Source organism: Borrelia tillae, from assembly GCF_055693965.1.
The window spans coordinates 199561-216067 of record NZ_CM146346.1 but is presented as its reverse complement, the minus strand read 5'-3'; the positions used below and the strand labels follow the sequence as shown (position 1 = coordinate 216067).

10 protein-coding genes, 2 tRNA genes and 4 pseudogenes are annotated in these 16507 nt (G+C 27.4%); 3 read left to right on the top strand and 13 right to left on the bottom strand.

Annotation, left to right across the window (positions count from 1 at the left end):
• Window positions 1–3: 3 nt before the first annotated feature.
• Window positions 4–855, bottom strand: a complete 852-nt coding sequence (locus ACWUD1_RS01075; RefSeq protein WP_472756715.1) for a substrate-binding domain-containing protein — start codon at window positions 853–855, stop codon at window positions 4–6.
• A gap of 131 nt (window positions 856–986) precedes the next feature.
• Between ACWUD1_RS01075 and efp the strand changes: the two genes are divergently transcribed.
• Window positions 987–1565, top strand: a complete 579-nt coding sequence (efp, locus tag ACWUD1_RS01070) for an elongation factor P (protein ID WP_472756714.1) — start codon at window positions 987–989, stop codon at window positions 1563–1565.
• The gene (locus tag ACWUD1_RS01065; RefSeq protein ID WP_472756713.1) at window positions 1543–2202 is read left to right on the top strand and encodes a hypothetical protein; all 660 of its coding nucleotides are present in this window, start codon (window positions 1543–1545) and stop codon (window positions 2200–2202) included. The genes efp and ACWUD1_RS01065 overlap by 23 nt, the downstream gene beginning before the upstream one ends.
• 2 nt (window positions 2203–2204) lie before the next feature.
• On the opposite strand, the gene ACWUD1_RS01060 is transcribed toward ACWUD1_RS01065, so the two are convergent.
• The 8 genes and pseudogenes from ACWUD1_RS01060 to ACWUD1_RS01025 all read right to left on the bottom strand — a co-directional run bounded on the left by ACWUD1_RS01060 (window position 2205) and on the right by ACWUD1_RS01025 (window position 11709).
• A tRNA-Ile gene (locus ACWUD1_RS01060) sits at window positions 2205–2278 on the bottom strand.
• Window positions 2279–2375: 97 nt separating this feature from the next.
• The gene (locus ACWUD1_RS01055) at window positions 2376–3416 is read right to left on the bottom strand and encodes a hypothetical protein (protein ID WP_472756712.1); all 1041 of its coding nucleotides are present in this window, start codon (window positions 3414–3416) and stop codon (window positions 2376–2378) included.
• A 20-nt stretch (window positions 3417–3436) separates the two neighbouring features.
• Window positions 3437–5278, bottom strand: a pseudogene (mutL, locus tag ACWUD1_RS01050) (DNA mismatch repair endonuclease MutL).
• Window positions 5275–7628: pseudogene (locus ACWUD1_RS01045) on the bottom strand (tetratricopeptide repeat protein). The pseudogenes mutL and ACWUD1_RS01045 overlap by 4 nt, the downstream one beginning before the upstream one ends.
• The gene (locus ACWUD1_RS01040; protein WP_472756711.1) at window positions 7621–8538 is read right to left on the bottom strand and encodes a hypothetical protein; all 918 of its coding nucleotides are present in this window, start codon (window positions 8536–8538) and stop codon (window positions 7621–7623) included. Before ACWUD1_RS01040 ends, ACWUD1_RS01045 begins: the two are co-directional and overlap by 8 nt.
• Window positions 8535–9095: a tetratricopeptide repeat protein gene (locus tag ACWUD1_RS01035; protein WP_472756710.1), complete on the bottom strand. Its 561-nt coding sequence runs from the start codon at window positions 9093–9095 to the stop codon at window positions 8535–8537. Before ACWUD1_RS01035 ends, ACWUD1_RS01040 begins: the two co-directional genes overlap by 4 nt.
• A 99-nt stretch (window positions 9096–9194) precedes the next feature.
• Window positions 9195–10879 (bottom strand): annotated as a pseudogene (locus ACWUD1_RS01030) (BB_0208 family protein).
• Window positions 10880–11709: pseudogene (locus ACWUD1_RS01025) on the bottom strand (sugar phosphate nucleotidyltransferase).
• Window positions 11710–11793: 84 nt separating this feature from the next.
• Between ACWUD1_RS01025 and rsmD the strand changes: the two are divergent.
• The gene (gene rsmD / locus ACWUD1_RS01020; protein WP_472756709.1) at window positions 11794–12339 is read left to right on the top strand and encodes a 16S rRNA (guanine(966)-N(2))-methyltransferase RsmD; all 546 of its coding nucleotides are present in this window, start codon (window positions 11794–11796) and stop codon (window positions 12337–12339) included.
• A 15-nt stretch (window positions 12340–12354) separates the two neighbouring features.
• On the opposite strand, the gene ACWUD1_RS01015 is transcribed toward rsmD, so the two are convergent.
• The 4 genes from ACWUD1_RS01015 to hflK all read right to left on the bottom strand — a co-directional run bounded on the left by ACWUD1_RS01015 (window position 12355) and on the right by hflK (window position 16413).
• Entirely contained in the window at window positions 12355–13896 is a 1542-nt protein-coding gene (locus tag ACWUD1_RS01015; protein WP_472756708.1) for a hypothetical protein, read from the bottom strand.
• Window positions 13897–14101: 205 nt separating this feature from the next.
• Window positions 14102–14174, bottom strand: a tRNA-Phe gene (locus tag ACWUD1_RS01010).
• 334 nt (window positions 14175–14508) lie between these two features.
• Complete coding sequence (hflC, locus tag ACWUD1_RS01005) at window positions 14509–15480, bottom strand: protease modulator HflC (RefSeq protein WP_472756707.1); 972 nt, start codon at window positions 15478–15480, stop codon at window positions 14509–14511.
• On the bottom strand, window positions 15481–16413 hold the full coding sequence (gene hflK, locus ACWUD1_RS01000) for an FtsH protease activity modulator HflK (protein ID WP_472756706.1): 933 nt from the start codon (window positions 16411–16413) through the stop codon (window positions 15481–15483).
• Window positions 16414–16507: the final 94 nt, after the last annotated feature.

Sequence of the window (16507 nt, the reverse complement as noted above, 5' to 3'; positions counted from 1 at the left end):
GATTTAGTTATTTTCAGTTGTATGAATTTTCATAAATCCTTGTTCTTCAACGATATCTTGACCATTTGGACTTAACATAAAGCTAATAAAATCGAGTGTATTTTGGTCCTCAGAAATACTGCTTGTGATTGCTATTAGTCTTCTCTTTATATTATATTTGTCTTTTATGATTGTTTCTTTTGTGGGATATATGCTGTTTATTGAGAGTGTATTTAAACCTTTCTCTATTGCGCCTTTTGAGTATCCAAAACTAATATATCCGATTGAATGGGGTGTTAGACTGACCTTTTCAATTACTTCTCCATTGGACTTTACCATAATGCTATCCTGTCTAAATTGAGCTTCTTCAGGATTTTTTAGTATCTTTTCAAGAACCAATTCTTTAATAGATGAATATGAGCCTGATGATGAATCTCGGTTAATGAAGTTAATCTTAGCATCAGGTCCGTTGACTTGTTTCCAATTTCTAATACTTCCATTCAGTATTTTGACTAAATCTTCTTCTGCAATATTTGTAATTTTGATGTCATGACTTGTTATAAATATTAAAGCGTCATAAGCAATAACTGTAATTTTTGCTCCTTGGGCTATTTCTTCTTCGGTTGCCTCCCGTGAAGATATTGCCATTTTATAAATACCATCAAATAATCCTTTAATACCAACACTACTGCCTTGGGCATCATAAGTTACTTTAAGTTGATCATTTGTCTTTTGATATCGTAGGATCATCTCATCCATAATGGAAGTTGTTGAGGTAGAGCCACCAATTGCAACAACATTTTCTTTTGCTTTATTTGTACAGTTGCTAAATAAAAAAGCTAGTGAAATAGTAAAGATTATTTTGATAGCTTGCATTAAATTAACTCCTTTTACAACTATATATAATATCATTAATCTTATATAAGTCAATGAATAGTAAATATTTTGATTTTTTGATATAAGTTATTATACACATTAAAATTTTAATTAGAAGTTTGAGGTGTTAAATGAGCACAATTAAATCTGGAGATATTGAAAAAGGTTCCTTTTTGCTTTTTAAAGGCATGCCACATATTGTTCTTGAGAGGGAATTTTCAAAGATGGGTAGGGGAGGTTCCATTATAAGATTAAAACTTAAAAATCTTAAAAATAAATCTGTTATTAAGGAAACTTTAAAAGGTGCTGATACAGTAGAAGAAATTGAGGTATTAGAAGTTAATTCTCAATATCTTTATAAAGAAAATGAAAACCTTATTTTTATGGATTTAGAAACTTATGATCAATTTAATGTGAATTTAAGAGAAGTTTCAAATATTGAGGATAAGGTTTTGTTTTTACAAGAGGCTGAAACTTATTCTATCATTAAATGGGATAATGAAGTTATTGACCTTAAATTACCCTCAAAAGTTGCATTTGAGGTTGTGGATGCTGAGATTGCTGTTAAAGGTGATACTGTAACTAATGCAATGAAAAATGTTACCCTTCATACGGGATTGATGGTCAAGGCACCTCTTTTTATTAATGTTGGAGATAAAATTTTAGTTAATTCTGAAACTAAGGAATATGCTGAGAGATTTAAAGAGTAACATATCATTATTATTATTTATTGTTCTTTGTTCTTGCGAATTAAATTATCCTGATATACGAGAAGTTGATTATGTAATTAATTATTATTTTGCAAAAGATAAATTTGACTATTTTATGACTTTCGATATTGCCGTTAAAGTTTTAAATCCTAGTGATGTAATTAAATTTGTTATTGAAAATATTAACAGTAAAGAGTTTATTGAAGTAATTAAAGATAAATACACTTCTCATTTTATTGGTTCTGTTCTTGGAAATGATATTCTGTATTGTAAGGATTTAAGATTTAATATTATTGATAAGATTTTTGAAAATTTTTTAGCACAAGTTCATCTTATTGATTCTGGAATGAGAGTATATAGTAAGGATATTATTGTAAATTTAAGCTTGTCAGATGAAGAATTAGCTTTAATTCATGATTATGTGTATAAGTCAAAAGATGTGGTTAAGCTAAATGAAATTAGTGGTAATAATTTATATTTAATTAAGACCCCTAAAAATGAAATTAGTGTTGTATATTCAGTTACTAAGATCAAAGATTTAATAGATGTTCAAATAAATGACAATATGGATTTGGATACTTACATGGGATTTTATTATATGGGTAAAGGCTCTAATTTGTTTTTTAAACTTAATTAGTTTGGGCCCACCAGGACTTGAACCTGGGACCGCCCGATTATGAGTCGGGTGCTCTAACCAACTGAGCTATAGGCCCTTCAGGCAAGATAAGCTAAAAAGGATTGCAAAGTGCTTAAACACACCTTACGTCTATTAAAGCTTAGAAATACCTTTAGAGCATTATATGTGTTTTTTTATTGATTGTCAAGTTCGTTGATTTCATTTTGAATAGTTTCTATTTTTGAATTTAGTACGGTTAATTTAGATTCAATTGATTCTTTATGTTTGATGAGTTGTTGCATTTTTATTTGTACTTTTGTAATTTCTTCCATCTTCATTGCTTTCATGAAATCTAAATTTAATTTAGATATTTGTTGATTTAGGTTTTTTATTGTTTCTAGCAATGAATTGATTGTGCTAGATTTATTTATTAGCTTTTCCGTTTTTAACATCTCAATAAATTCTTCCGCAATTTTTTTTAAAATCAGTTCTTTATTTATTTGCATATTATTAATAGTACGTTCTATTTTATTTTTATTATTAGTATTGCCTTTTAGGCTTTTATGCTTGATTTCATTATTAATTTTTATGATTTCTGTTTGAATTTCATTCATTAACTTATATTCTTCAATGATTTCTCTGCTTAAGTCTTTGTTTTCTATAAATTCGTCTATTAAATTTTCTAAATTTTCTGAGAATAAATGTTCTTTTAGTATTTTTTTTTCGAATTCTTTTGCCATTTTTCTTATATTTATTTTATTTATCATATTTTTTAACACTAGTCTGATATTTATCATAAGCTTTTTGAGGAAACTGATTTTTTCATTGAAATTTATTATTTCTGTCATTTTGTATTTATGTTTTGCAAGTGTTGATTTAGTAAAGTTCATTTTATATTCTGAGATTATTGTTAGGTTATTTGGATATTTATCTATTATGATTTCAATAATTTTTTTAAGTTTTATTTCATATGCTTTAAATATATGTTTTTTGCTTTCTTTGTAGTCTTTGATCTTTTTATGTAATTCTTTTATTTTACTCTCATCATCTTCTACTTTATTTAGATTTAGTTTAAGTTGAGATATTTCTTTCTCAATTAATTTTAAAGATGTATAAGATTCTAATCTTTTAAGCTCTATCACATTATTGTTCTTAAGCACTTTTCCAAGTTCAACTAGTTTTTTATCTCTCTCTTGAATTAGTTTTTGAATTTTGGATTTGATATCTTTTATCATATGAGTCTTCCACCTTTATTTTATTTTCTGTTAACACTTTTTTCAAGCTCAAATCTGGAGATTTTGTGATAAATTTTTCTTCCATGTGGACAATATTTTAATTTAAGATTAAAAAATTCATTTATTAAAAATTGACTAAATTCAAGACTGATTGTATCGTTGCGTTTAATAGATTGTCTGCATGCGATATTTGCGTATAAATCAGCTTCTAAAGAGTCAATTGTTTTACTTTTTCTTGTCTTTAAGAATTCAATAATAATATTTTCATATTTGTTACAGATATTGGGAATTGATTTTAGTTGATAGGTTTGCTCTTTTGTTTTGGTAATAACAATATCTATTTTTTCGTATTCTTCAAGCTCACTTGATATTATTGTATCTGCATCTTCACATTCCACTGTAAATTCAATTGGCACTAAGAGTTTTTGGATAGTTTTTTTTGAACTTATTAAGGTTTGATATATGACTTTTTCATGAAGGGCATGTTGATTTATAAAGTAAATTTCATTATCATACTCTACTATTAAAAATTCTGAGAATAATTGTCCCATATATTTAAATTGATGTTTTTCTGCTGGCGGTAATTGAAAGCCATTTTGTGTTTTATGAGTCTTTAGGAAAATATTTTGAATTTGATTTTTAAATGAGTGTTTGCCTTGTTGAATTGGATTGTGACTTTCAAATTTTACCTTGTCTTCTATAATATTTGTTACTTTATTGTTTTGGGGTTTGTCTAGAATTACTGTTTCATCTTGTATGATTTCATAAGCCTGAAAATCTGAGTTTTCAATTTCATCTTCAGCATGTAATAGGTGATCATCACTTGTTAGCTGCCTTTTTATTATTATGTTATGATAGTCTTGCAAAATTTCATTTTGTTCTCTATCAAAAAATTCGTTAATATTACCTGAAATTTGTTTAGGAAGAAATGGTAAGTTAAAAAATCTTACTTCTTTTTTTTGAGGGTGTATATTAAAATCAACATTTTTAGGGTCTATTTCTAAGAATAGAAAACATATTGGAAAATTTCTATTAGTTAGTATCCTTCTATGTCCATCAATTATTGCTTTAGCCAGAATCTTTTTCCTCAACAGGTCTTCTGTTGACAAATATTTTTATGTTACGTTTGTCTTTTCTTGAAGAGTTGGGTGGAGCAAAAAAATCTTTATTTTTACATTTTCATATTCAGTTTCGATTTTGCCAAATTTATTATTTTCTATTATGTCTCCATATACACTTTGTACTCTATCTGTTAAACTTTCTTTAAAGTGAACTTTTCTTAATTCATTGTTTATACTTAATTTAAAGTCAACATGAGGATGAGTAATAACCTTTTCTTCAAAAACTTTGATACACATTTTTGTTTCAATGGACTCTTTTTTTAAGAATCTTTTTCTTGCTGGAAAGTTGTGAAATAGATTTGTAACATCTACTATTGTTCCACTTATTGCAGATTGTTTTTTAAAATATTTTTCAATACCATTTTCAACTTCAATTTGATAACTGTCTTCTCCTGTAGTCGAACTCGTTATTGTGAGATTTGAACAAATAGCAATACTTGAGAGAGCTTCACCTCTGAATCCTAGTGTTTTGATTCTTTCAAGGTCTTTTTCTTCGTTTATTTTTGAAGTGGTGTGGGGCATATAACATATCTTTAAGTCTTCCTTACTTATTCCACTGCCATTATCTGTAATGAGTATTCTTCGAATACCACCCTCTTCAATAAAAACTTCGATTTTGTCTGCACCAGAATCTATTGCATTGTCAAGTAATTCTCTTAAAATAGAACAAGGCCTGTCTATTGCTTCGCCTGCTGCTATTTTTTGCACTAGATTTTGATTTAGGAATTTTATTTTATTCATTTATTTAGTATTTCTATTATTTTTTTATTTTCTTTGTAATTGGGAAATCTATTAATAATTTCTTTAAGTATTTTATTGTTTCCCGTTTCATTATATTCTATTGTGCCTAATGCGTGTAAAGCTTCTGGATTATTTGGATTAAGTTTGATGTATTCTGTTAATTTTTCTCGGGCTCCTTTATTGTCTTTAATGGCAAGCAGAGTAGTTGCAAGGTTGTATTTTGCATCAAGGCTCAAAAGAGCTTCTGCTTTTTTGAAAATAGATATTGCTTTTTTATAGTTTTTTTGATTTTTATAAAGTATGCCAAGATTGTTTAATGCCAGTAAATGATTTGTATTTTTAATTTTTTCAAGAATTTCAATAGCTTTAAGTTCATTACCTGTTTTTTCGTATGCGCTTGCTAAATTTATATTGGCTGTAATATTGCCTGGATTTTGTGAAATTACAGCGATGTAGAGTGGTATTGCTGCATTATAATTTTTTTCAGTTAAATGAATAGATGCTTTTAAATATAGATATTCAGGTTTATTTGGATTTATATTTATTGCTTCGTTGATGCTTTTTAGAGATTCACTAAGTTTATTATTTTTAAATTTTGCTATTGCTAGATTATAGAACATAATGTCATTTTTTTCGTTTGTAGAAGTTACTGCTTGGTCTAAATATTTTTCACTATGTTTAAAATCTCCAATATGATTTGCAGTAATTCCTGCTTTTAAAGCATAATAAGGATTTTTTATAATTTCATAAGCTTTTTTAAAACTTACAAAAGCATTTTGTTGGTCATTATTTTGTTCTTCTGCTATTCCTTTTTTGTAGTAGGCATGAGCATAGTTTTGATCAATTTTAATTGCAGCTTTGAAAGATTCAATTGCTTGTTTTGGTTTGTTTAGGAATAGCAAGCTTGTCCCTTTGTTTACATATGCTTTTTTATGTCTTGGATTTAGTGATATTGTTTGATCAAATGCTTTGATTGCGTCTTCATATTTTTTAAGTTTAAATTTTATTATTCCAACTTTATAGTGATCTTCTGCATTGTTTGTGGTACTTGCAATTTGTTCATAAATTTCTTCAGTCTTTTTGATGTCTTTATTTTCATTTGCTAATGTTATCATCTTAAGGGTTTTTATATCTGTGGGGGGGATTTGTTGGTTGATTTGTGTTTCAGATTTGTCTACCTTTGTTTGATTATCATCTGTTTGTTGAACTTCGGTAGGAGGAATTTTTTCTAAAGGATATTCTTTTTTAAAAGCTCCTTTTGTTCAAAAGGAGCTTTTTCTGTAGTGGCTGAGTTTGGCTCAACATCTTTTTTTATTAATTTAATTAAGAGATTAGCCGCTTCTTCGTTATTTAATTTATCAATTAGTTCATTAATCTTGTTGAACTTATCACTTAAGCCTTTTTTAATAAGTTCGTTAAGCCTTTCTTTTGCAAGAGAGAGATTACCAGTATTAATGTTGTCCAATATCTCATAGAGTGTTTTCTTTATTATATAGCTATAAGGTTTTTTTATATGTTCTATTTGATTTTTAGGAGCAACATTGTTGTTATTTGTATTCTCTATTTTGATTTTTGGCTTTTGAAGAGGGAGAATTTCTTGTATTTTATTAAGTTGCTTTGGTTGATTTTTGGCAAATTCATCCTCATTCTTTTTTATAGTTTGCGCTTCGTTTTGTTTTTGTGTTTTTGTAATTTGTTTTGGGGTGTTTAATTGAGAAATATTGTTTTGCTTTAATTCGTTATTAAGATTTTGCTTTAGTTTGTTTAAATTGAATAAGTTTTTTTTCTTTTCAATGATTGCATTGTTATTTAAGCTTGCTTTTTGCGATCTTGCTATTTTATTTATTTTATTGCTTGAATTTTCAGGTATTGTAGTTTGATTGAATTCTAGAATATCTTCATTCTCAATTCCATTATCCTCTTTTCTATCAGCATAATTTTCTATCTTTGTAGTGTCTTTGATATACCTGTTATTAAAAGCAATTTCAGCATTTTCATTATTCATAGGCACTGATTGTTCTTTGCCTTGTATTTTATCCAGTATTTGATTAGCAGTATCTCTTTGCACATTTTTTGATTCAAAAGGACTGTTATTTGCAAGTTCTGAGAGAGTATTTTCAAGCATCCTAATGTCTGCGTTTTGTGGGTATTTATCTTTTAGAATTTTTGTTATTGAGTGTGCTTTTTTGTAATTTCTATCCATGACACTATTTTTTACTTCATTTAGCATTATTTCTTGATTGCTTTTATTGAGTCTTTCTTTGTATATGTAATAACCAAGGCCTCCAAATGAAGCTAAGAGTAATACTATTAACATTATTAATATGGGTAAATTTTTTATTTTATTCATCTATGTTTAACTCCTCTTTCCAATTTATTTTGTCTAATTCAATTAAAGAATTCGTTTTTAAATTACCTTCAAATTTTTCTCTAAGCACTGGGTTTCTCTTATTATCAGATTGTTTATTGTCAGATTGTTTATTGTCAGATTGTTTATTATCAGATTGTTTATTGTCAGATTGTTTATTATCAGATTGTTTATTGTCAGATTTATTGTCAGATTTATTGTCAGATTTATTATCAGATTGTTGATTGTCAGATTGTTTATTGTCAGATTGTTTATTGTCAGATTGTTTATTGTCAGATTGTTTATTGTCAGATTTATTATCAGATTGTTTATTGTCAGATTGTTTATTGTCAGATTTATTGTCAGATTTATTATCAGATTGTTTATTATCAGATTGTTTATTATCAGATTGTTGATTGTCAGATTTATTGTCAGATTTATTGTCAGATTGTTTATTGTCAGATTTATTATCAGATTGTTTATTATCAGATTGTTTATTATCAGATTGTTTATTGTCAGATTGTTTATTGTCAGATTGTTTATTGTCAGATTTATTGTCAGATTGTTTATTGTCAGATTGTTTATTGTCAGATTTATTATCAGATTGTTTATTGTCAGATTGTTTATTGTCAGATTGTTTATTGTCAGATTTATTGTCAGATTGTTTATTATCAGATTGTTTATTGTCAGATTGTTTATTGTCAGATTTATTGTCAGATTGTTTATTATCAGATTGTTTATTGTCAGATTTATTATCAGATTGTTTATTGTCAGATTTATTATCAGATTGTTTATGATTTTCGTTATTCATTTGTTCTTTATTGTTTTTGGCAATATATTCTTCGTTTCTATTCTTTAAGCTTTTATCGAGCTCTTCAAGTGCAGCTTTTTTATTTCTTAATAGATCGATCATATGGAGAATAGAATTTTTTTTTGGCTATCATATCTTAATGTGATAAATTGCGAATAGTCATGGATTGCCATAGTGTATGAATCCCAAGCATTCTTGTAATCTTTCTCTTTGAAATTAATTTTTCCTTGTTCAACATAGGAATTTGCTCTATTGAGAAGAGCCTTGTCATAATTAGGCATATTTTTCACTGAATTAGAATAGTATTTTATTGCTAGGCTATAATAACCCTCACCCCGTTTAAACATTATGTTGCCTAATTCAAAATATAATTTATAATCAATGTCTCCTCCTATTGCAATTCCGTCAAGAAGAGCCCCTTCTGCTTCTGTTAGTTGATTATTTTCTCTGTAAGCTATTGCTAATAAATAATACCCGTTTTGTATTTTTGGATATTTCATAATAGCTTCACTCAATATTTTTATTGCTTGTTGATAATTTTTGTTTTTAATTTCTTCTTGTCCAATCTTGATCAATCTTTGAGAGTATGCCAAATTTGAGTTTAGTAGCAAAATGATTAAAATGATCAAATTTTTAAGCAACAATAAGCATTTTTTCATATCTTTTATTGGTATTTATTTTATTACTTTAAAGTAAATATTTCTATATTTCATAGTGTATTGAGCTTAAATTTATTTTATTCTTCAGGTGTATTTTGTTCATTCGCTAGAAATAATAATAATAAATTGCATGATTTTTGCTTTTTGTTTTGATAGTATCATGTGTTCTCTCTTGAATGTGTCTGGGCTGGAATACCAAATAATATAAAATATGGCGGGCAGTAAAGACTTAAGCTTAGAGTCTTCTAAATTTAAGAGCAATCCGGTTTAATATTTTTATATAGTCTTTTAAGTACTCTTGTTCTTGAAATTAATGATTTGATAAAAATATAAGATTTGCGATAATTTAATCCATAAGAATTTTTTTGTTGCATCTTGATTATTTCTTGGGGTATTGTAAACTTGTCTTTATCAAGGTAGATCATTGTTTCTGATATAAATTCAAAATGTTTTTTATCAATATTTGGATAAAAAGAGAGGATATATACAAATATTTGATTTTGAGTTTCAAAATTTTTATTCCTAAAAAAATCTTTTATGTGTTTTGAAAATTTTGACTTGTCATCATTATCCGCATAGATATAAAATGCAATCCATCCGTATGTATCTATTTTTGTTGTATTACTTTTTATGTAGTCTATTACATTGTGTAGAAATATTCTTCTTATGTGTTTATTTTGAAGTATTTTTGAGCTTTCATATGGGTTAAAATTCATCTTTTCAAGAGACGAAAAAAATTCTTCTGCTTTAAACTTTGCTATTATGATATCTTTTATATGCTCACTTAGATTGAGCAATTTATGTGTTTCAATATATTCAATTGCAAAGATGAAATCTTCCCATTCATTTGGTATTTTATCTTTAAAGAACCATTTTAAGTATTGTTTTGTTGAAGTTTTTTTAAGTGAAAATAAATAATTTTTCAAAGTGTTTTGAAAATCTTTTGGGGCATATCCCGTAAATGCACTAAAAAAGTAATTAAAATTAAAGTTTTTGGTTGATCCTTTATAAAAAATTTCGTTAAGACTGAGAGTTTTAATTGTCTTAAGATATTTCAAAATTTCATCATATTTTAAGGTTAAGACTTCATCTATTATATATTTGTAATTTTTTGTTAAAATCTTATTAAAGAGTGACTTAGATAAACATCCTACAGGCCAATAGGTTAGGATAAGTAGTTTTTTTATTTTGATCACTCTACTTTGTTTTTTATTTAAACTTGATTGAAATAATTTTTTAAACAATTGATTATTTTTTAGTATGAGTTTGATTTTTTCTTTATTTCGATGTTTTACAGCGATGAGTATATCTATTGTTGGTTCTAGATTTTCTGTTTTTAAATTATTAGAGAAATTTAATATTAATTGTTTATATAATTCTTTTTTTTCTTGTGAGTACTTGTTGTTATTTTGTATTTTAATTATTTCTAAGAAATTTGAGGAATTTAATTTATATGTTATACCAGGTCTTTTACTGATAAGATTTGTTTCTCTTTTTATTTGTAGCAGGTTTTTTTCTCTGATTATTTCTATTATCCAGCTTTTGATCTTTTGATCTTGAATTTTTTCATAGTAATATTCTTCAAGTGTGATGCTTATTTCATTTTTATTAAGTTCATAATCTTGACTGACTTTGATAAGATTTTTAATTTCTTCCTTACTAAGTTTGTAAAGGTTCGATAAGATGCCATATCTTAAAATTTTCTCTTCTATGTTGATATTTATATATCTTTTTAGAATATTGAGAATATCATAATATCCCTGATATTTCGTTGTTATCTTCATTTAATTCCTTAGCGTGTCTTTGATGATTTGCAGTAATTTATCATCACGTTTTGCAATTTTTATTATTGCTTCTAAATAACCCTCAACATTACCTGTATCAAGCCTTTCACCTTTTATCTTTGTGTATAATACTTTGTTTTCAGACATTAGTTTCTTCAAAGCATAAATGTGATGATATTCTCCCCCCTTGTGGAATTTGAATCCTTCTTCTAAAAATTTGAAAAATTCATAAGTGTATAAAAATCTTCCAATAGATGCTTTATTGCTTGGCTCTTTTCCGATTGCTGGCTTTTCTATTATGTCTTTGACATGAATATTATCTTTATTTAATTCTATTACTCCATATCTATTGATATCTTTAGGATTTTCAATGACAGATAATATGTTTTTTCCGGTTTTTTTATTCAGTTCTATTAGTTGTGCTGTTAGGGGAGGAATCCAATATGTAAATCATCAGGATATGCAACGACTACACTTTCAGTTCCTATCCATGGTTTCGCTTGTAATAGAGCATGACCTGTTCCCATCATTTTAATTTGTTTTATAAAACTAAAATGAATATCTTTAAGTTTGATTTTGTCTAAAAACTCTTGTTTGCCTTCTTCATCAAATATAGTCTCAAGCTCAACTTCTCTATCAAAATAATTATCTAAAACACTTTTTCTTCTTGAGGTTATTATTAATATTTCTTTGATCCCAGAAGTAGTAAATTCTTCAATTATATAATCAATGGAAGGTCTATTTAAAATAGGTAACATTTCTTTTGGAATAGTTTTTGTTAAGGGTAAAAACCTTGTTCCATACCCTGCTGCTAAGATAATGCCTTTCATTTTAAGTCCCCTATAAATAAAATTATATCAAAAATTTGGATTGTATATTTCATTTTTAGTTAAAATGATTTAGAATTTGTTTCTATGCATGTGAGTGCAGGTAAATATAAGGGATATAAGGTTGTTTTGCCTAAAACAGGCAATGTACGTCCTGTGATGGCTATTGTTAGAGAGGCGTTTTTTTCTATTTTTTTTAATCAGATTGTAGGTGCAAATTTTCTTGATGTCTTTGCAGGTACAGGGATAATGTCTCTTGAAGCTCTAAGTAGGGGAGCTAATCTTGTGCATCTTGTTGATTATAATAAATTTTCTAGGGATATTTTGATTAGAAATTTTAAAGTTGTAAGGGAGCCTTATAAGTTTTTTTTAAATAGAGCCGAATCATTTCTTCAAAAAAAGAATCTTTTTTATAATTTTATTTATCTTGATCCTCCTTTTGATTATGGTTTTAAAGAGGATTTGCTTAAAATAGTATCAAAAAATGAGAGTTTAAATAGAGATGCAATCATTATTATTCATTATCCTGCAAGGGAAAATTTGGACAGTAATATTCTTAGACTTTCTAGATATGATTGTAGAAAATATGGAGGCTCAAGGCTTGATTTTTTTAAAGTAAGTTCTTGTACGTAAAGGTTATTAGTGTTATTAGTCTTTAATGGAATTTACAAGTTGAAATTCATCACTTTTTAGTTCTTCAATGTTATGCCTTAATTCAAATTTGCTCACGTTTTTAAGCGAGCTTTTCTTAGTTGTTCCATTATGTCCACGTATGATGATTTCTTTAGATTCAAGATTTAGTAGTATATCTCCAATTCTGTAAGATTTGTCCTTTTGTTTTATTATGGATAAAATAGGCACAATACCTGTTGTATACTGATAAACAACAGCTTGAAATAAAGGCTCATTGCAATCTTTTATGCACACATCTAGTATTGTTCCATGATCAAATGGTGCAAGTATTGCTAAAAAATTTTTTAACATTTTCATGTCAAATTTTTTGTTATTTAGGTATTCCTCTGGTTTATCTTTGCTCCAATGATATTTATCACTGTTTTTCTTTAAAAATTCAATGGCTTCTAGAGGATTAACGGGTTCTTTAATTATTATAGGATTAACCATTTCATCATAAACGTCTATTATGCAAAAAATTCTGACGAGTTCGTGAACAAATTTTGTTGTCGCATCGGTGTGATTTTTAGTGTTAAGATAATTGTTTTGTCCGTTTATTATCATCTTTGTAATGGCGGAAATATCTTCTCTCAACCTAAATAGATTTTTAGCAACATTGATATTTTTCTCTAGGAGTTCTATTTTAAGCAGATATTTTTCTTTTATGTCTTTATCTTTAAGACTAATCTTTTCTCTTAATTCTTGTAATATTGTGGTATGCATTAAACCAATTGGATGCAGAGCTACTCCTAGTGCAGCTTGTAATATGATATCAGTGTCATAGAAAAATTCTGTAAATTCTGTGTAATGTGACTTATCAATAAAAAATTTTGATGTTGAACGAGGAGAATCTTTTGCTGCGCGTTCTTTGTTTAATTGCGCAATGGTTATTAAGAAATAGATTGTAGTATCAATTGCGTGTGTTAAGATAGAATCACCTTCTGTTTTTATTTGTTCTCTGAAAAATTCATAATCCCTTCTAATTGAGTGTAGGTATAGCCTCTTGATTGCTTTTATATTATGAATATTATCTACGTTGATGGTTTTTTGAAGATCAAAATAATCGTATATTTTGAGTAATATCTTTTGAAGCGATATTATTTTATGTCTTGGCAAGATTTTGAAGCTGCCCTCAATTATTTCCTTATAGTAAACAGGATCAGGTTCTCGTTCCATTAGTGTATTCAAGCTGATTGATGTTTTCCTATTTGTGATTGTAAAAGTTTTGTCTTTTTCTGAGAATGGTTTATATATATCCTTTAAAGCCTCTTTGAATTCTTCTTTTAGCGAGTTTAGTTCATTATTTAAAAGTTCTTCATTGATTTTGTTTATTAATTGTTCATGTGGAATATTATCATAATTATTGATTACTGGTATATGTGAGACATTTCCTTTGTTTAATAATTCGATTATCTTTTCATTTACTTTTGTACTTAATTTAGTTAGATTTCCAATATTTGAAAAGATTATATCTTTTTCTGTTAAGTTATTTACTTTTTTTATTTCTTTGAGAATCATAGGAGCCCTCTTAAAGTCTTAACTTATCTAAGACCATGGATTCGTGAAGTAGGATTTGGTCCCACACTTTACCAATTGAGACGCAGCCATATTTAAATTATATATTTTTTATACAACTTTATATAGCTTTTACCTTGAAAACTTAAAAATCTACCTTGTCCTTTTATTTAGGTATGTATTGCATAGACAAATATCTTCACCTAAATGCCACCGAGGAGAATCGAACTCCTGACACAAGGATTTTCAGTCCTATGCTCTACCAACTGAGCTACAGTGGCTAAATTTAACACATCGTATTTTTGATTACCAAAAATAATTGTTTCATAAACAGATTTTTTTGTCAATAAAAATTATTTGTAATTTAAATTTAAACTCATCAATCAGTATTTAGAGTGATCAATTGTTTAAGTCATCAGAATCATTAAGCTATAAATAAGCTATTTTGTATATCTTTCAAATTAAAATTTTGAATTGAATTCTGGTTTTGTAAACCCATGAGCACTTGTCAGTTATTTACAAAATGAGCTCAATACTTAAATTTTGGTATTTGCTCATTTTGTTTTTTTCATAGCAATGTATCATTCAATATTTAATTTGAAATGGATTTTCATGTTATTTTTTATTATGCAAATATTTAAAGAAATCCATATCTGTTGAGAATATTTTTCGTTTGTCTTTAAGTGTTGTTTTATAACTTTCTAGCGACTGCCAAAAGCTGTAAAATTCAGCATTTTTGTCATAAGCATTTGCATAAATCGTTGCAGCCTTACTGTCTCCTTCAGCTTTAATTTTAGCTGCTTCAGCCTTTGCCTCACTTAGTATTCTGAGTTTTTCCTTTTCAATGCTACCCAAGATTTCCGTTTTCTCTGCAATACCTCTACTTCTTTGTTCTTCTGCAACTTGTTGTCTTTCTGAGATCATTCTGTTATACACGGAATCAATTAAGCTTGGATCATAACCCACTTTTCTAATAAGGACATCTACAATTTCAATGCCAATGCTTTTTGTATTGTTATTAGAAACCTCAATTATTTCGTTTTCAATAATTTTTCTACCCTTTGTAATTTGATAAGTTTTCTTATTCTGCATTTCTTGAGGTGTTAAAATTCCATTAGATAGGTGTTGAATTGGATCATTTGAACTTCTTATAATCTCAAGTAAAGGATATTTAGCTATAACGCCCCTGACAGCAGGCTCAATAGCAGCATTGATTCTGTTATAAGCTCTATCCATTGTTTTGATTGCTGTATAGAATTGATGAATATCTACTATTTTCCATCTAGCAGTTGTATCTATCCAGATCAGTTGTTTTTCTTCTCCCCCTGTTGGAATTCTTTGGGGTTCTCCGTCCCATCTAAGTATATTTTTGGGGAATATTTGTACATTTTCAATAAATGGAATTTTATATTTAAGTCCCGCAATGTTTTCGGTCCGCTCAATCTTACCCAGTCTTGTAACAATTGAAATTCTATTTTCTTTTAAAATATAGATAGGCTGTATTATAGCTAATAGTATTAATCCAAATATAAATATGCAAACTAAAATCTTAGCAATAGATAATAAAAATCTTAGTATGTATTTCATTTATTTGACCTCCTTAAATGGAAGGAAATTATTTAAATTCTTATCAATTATTTCGATATTATCTTTATTTTCAAGAATTTCTTTCATTGTTTCGTTATAGATCCTCTCTCTTGTGATTTCTGGAGACTTAGTGTATGCATTTAAAATTGCATTAAAGATAGCTGTTTCGGCTAATGAGATATTAATTCTATTTTCTTTGTATCCTTTAGCTTCTTCTATTAACTTAAGAGCTTCCCCTTTAATTTTGGGAATGACTTGATTAAATTCTTTCCGACCTTCATTAATGAACTTATTTTTGTCTTGGATTGCAATGTTAACGTCTTCAAATGCTTCATGAACTTTTCCCCTTGGTGGCATAGCATTTCTAATTTGTACTTGTACGATATCAATTCCTAAATTATATGTTTTTATAATTTCATTCATAGAAGCCTGTACCCCTTCTGTAATACCAACTCTATTATCATTGATGATCTCAAAAATAGTGTTATCTCCAATTAATCTGTTCATTGATGATTTTGCAATATCCTTTATAGTTTCTTCCGGATATTCTACTTTAAACATGAAGGAATATGGATCACTGATCTTATACTGTACTAACCATTCGACATTCAGTATGTTTAAATCACCAGTAATGATTACCCCTTCATCTTTGACAGAATTATCATTTATGTTATCGTTTATATTAAATCCAAATTTAAATTCTTGTACTATCTTGACTGGTACAATTATTTTTTCCTCAATTAATGGAATTTTTATATGTATACCCGGCTCAAGTACTCTATTTAACTTTCCAAAACGTAGAATAATTGCCTCATCAGATGGACCAACAACAAAAACATTTGCTATGGTGATTATTAATATAATAATTAATACTATTAAAATTATCATATATTCATATGTTTGATTGAAAAATCTTGATATTTTATTTAGCATTTTTCCTCCTTTTTATTATTTTTTCCTAAAAAGCTATGATTTTTGATTTTATACCCCTTTATATTTTAATCTTTTTTAAGATATGTTTTATTTT

Bases quoted from the DNA above. Each gene is read 5' to 3' on its own strand.
- ACWUD1_RS01075 (WP_472756715.1), bottom strand. From the start codon at position 855: ATGCAAGCTATCAAAATAATCTTTACTATTTCACTAGCTTTTTTATTT.
- efp (WP_472756714.1), top strand. From the start codon at position 987: ATGAGCACAATTAAATCTGGAGATATTGAAAAAGGTTCCTTTTTGCTT.
- ACWUD1_RS01065 (WP_472756713.1), top strand. From the start codon at position 1,543: ATGCTGAGAGATTTAAAGAGTAACATATCATTATTATTATTTATTGTT.
- ACWUD1_RS01055 (WP_472756712.1), bottom strand. From the start codon at position 3,416: ATGATAAAAGATATCAAATCCAAAATTCAAAAACTAATTCAAGAGAGA.
- ACWUD1_RS01040 (WP_472756711.1), bottom strand. From the start codon at position 8,538: ATGATCGATCTATTAAGAAATAAAAAAGCTGCACTTGAAGAGCTCGAT.
- ACWUD1_RS01035 (WP_472756710.1), bottom strand. From the start codon at position 9,095: ATGAAAAAATGCTTATTGTTGCTTAAAAATTTGATCATTTTAATCATT.
- rsmD (WP_472756709.1), top strand. From the start codon at position 11,794: ATGCATGTGAGTGCAGGTAAATATAAGGGATATAAGGTTGTTTTGCCT.
- ACWUD1_RS01015 (WP_472756708.1), bottom strand. From the start codon at position 13,896: ATGATTCTCAAAGAAATAAAAAAAGTAAATAACTTAACAGAAAAAGAT.
- hflC (WP_472756707.1), bottom strand. From the start codon at position 15,480: ATGAAATACATACTAAGATTTTTATTATCTATTGCTAAGATTTTAGTT.
- hflK (WP_472756706.1), bottom strand. From the start codon at position 16,413: ATGCTAAATAAAATATCAAGATTTTTCAATCAAACATATGAATATATG.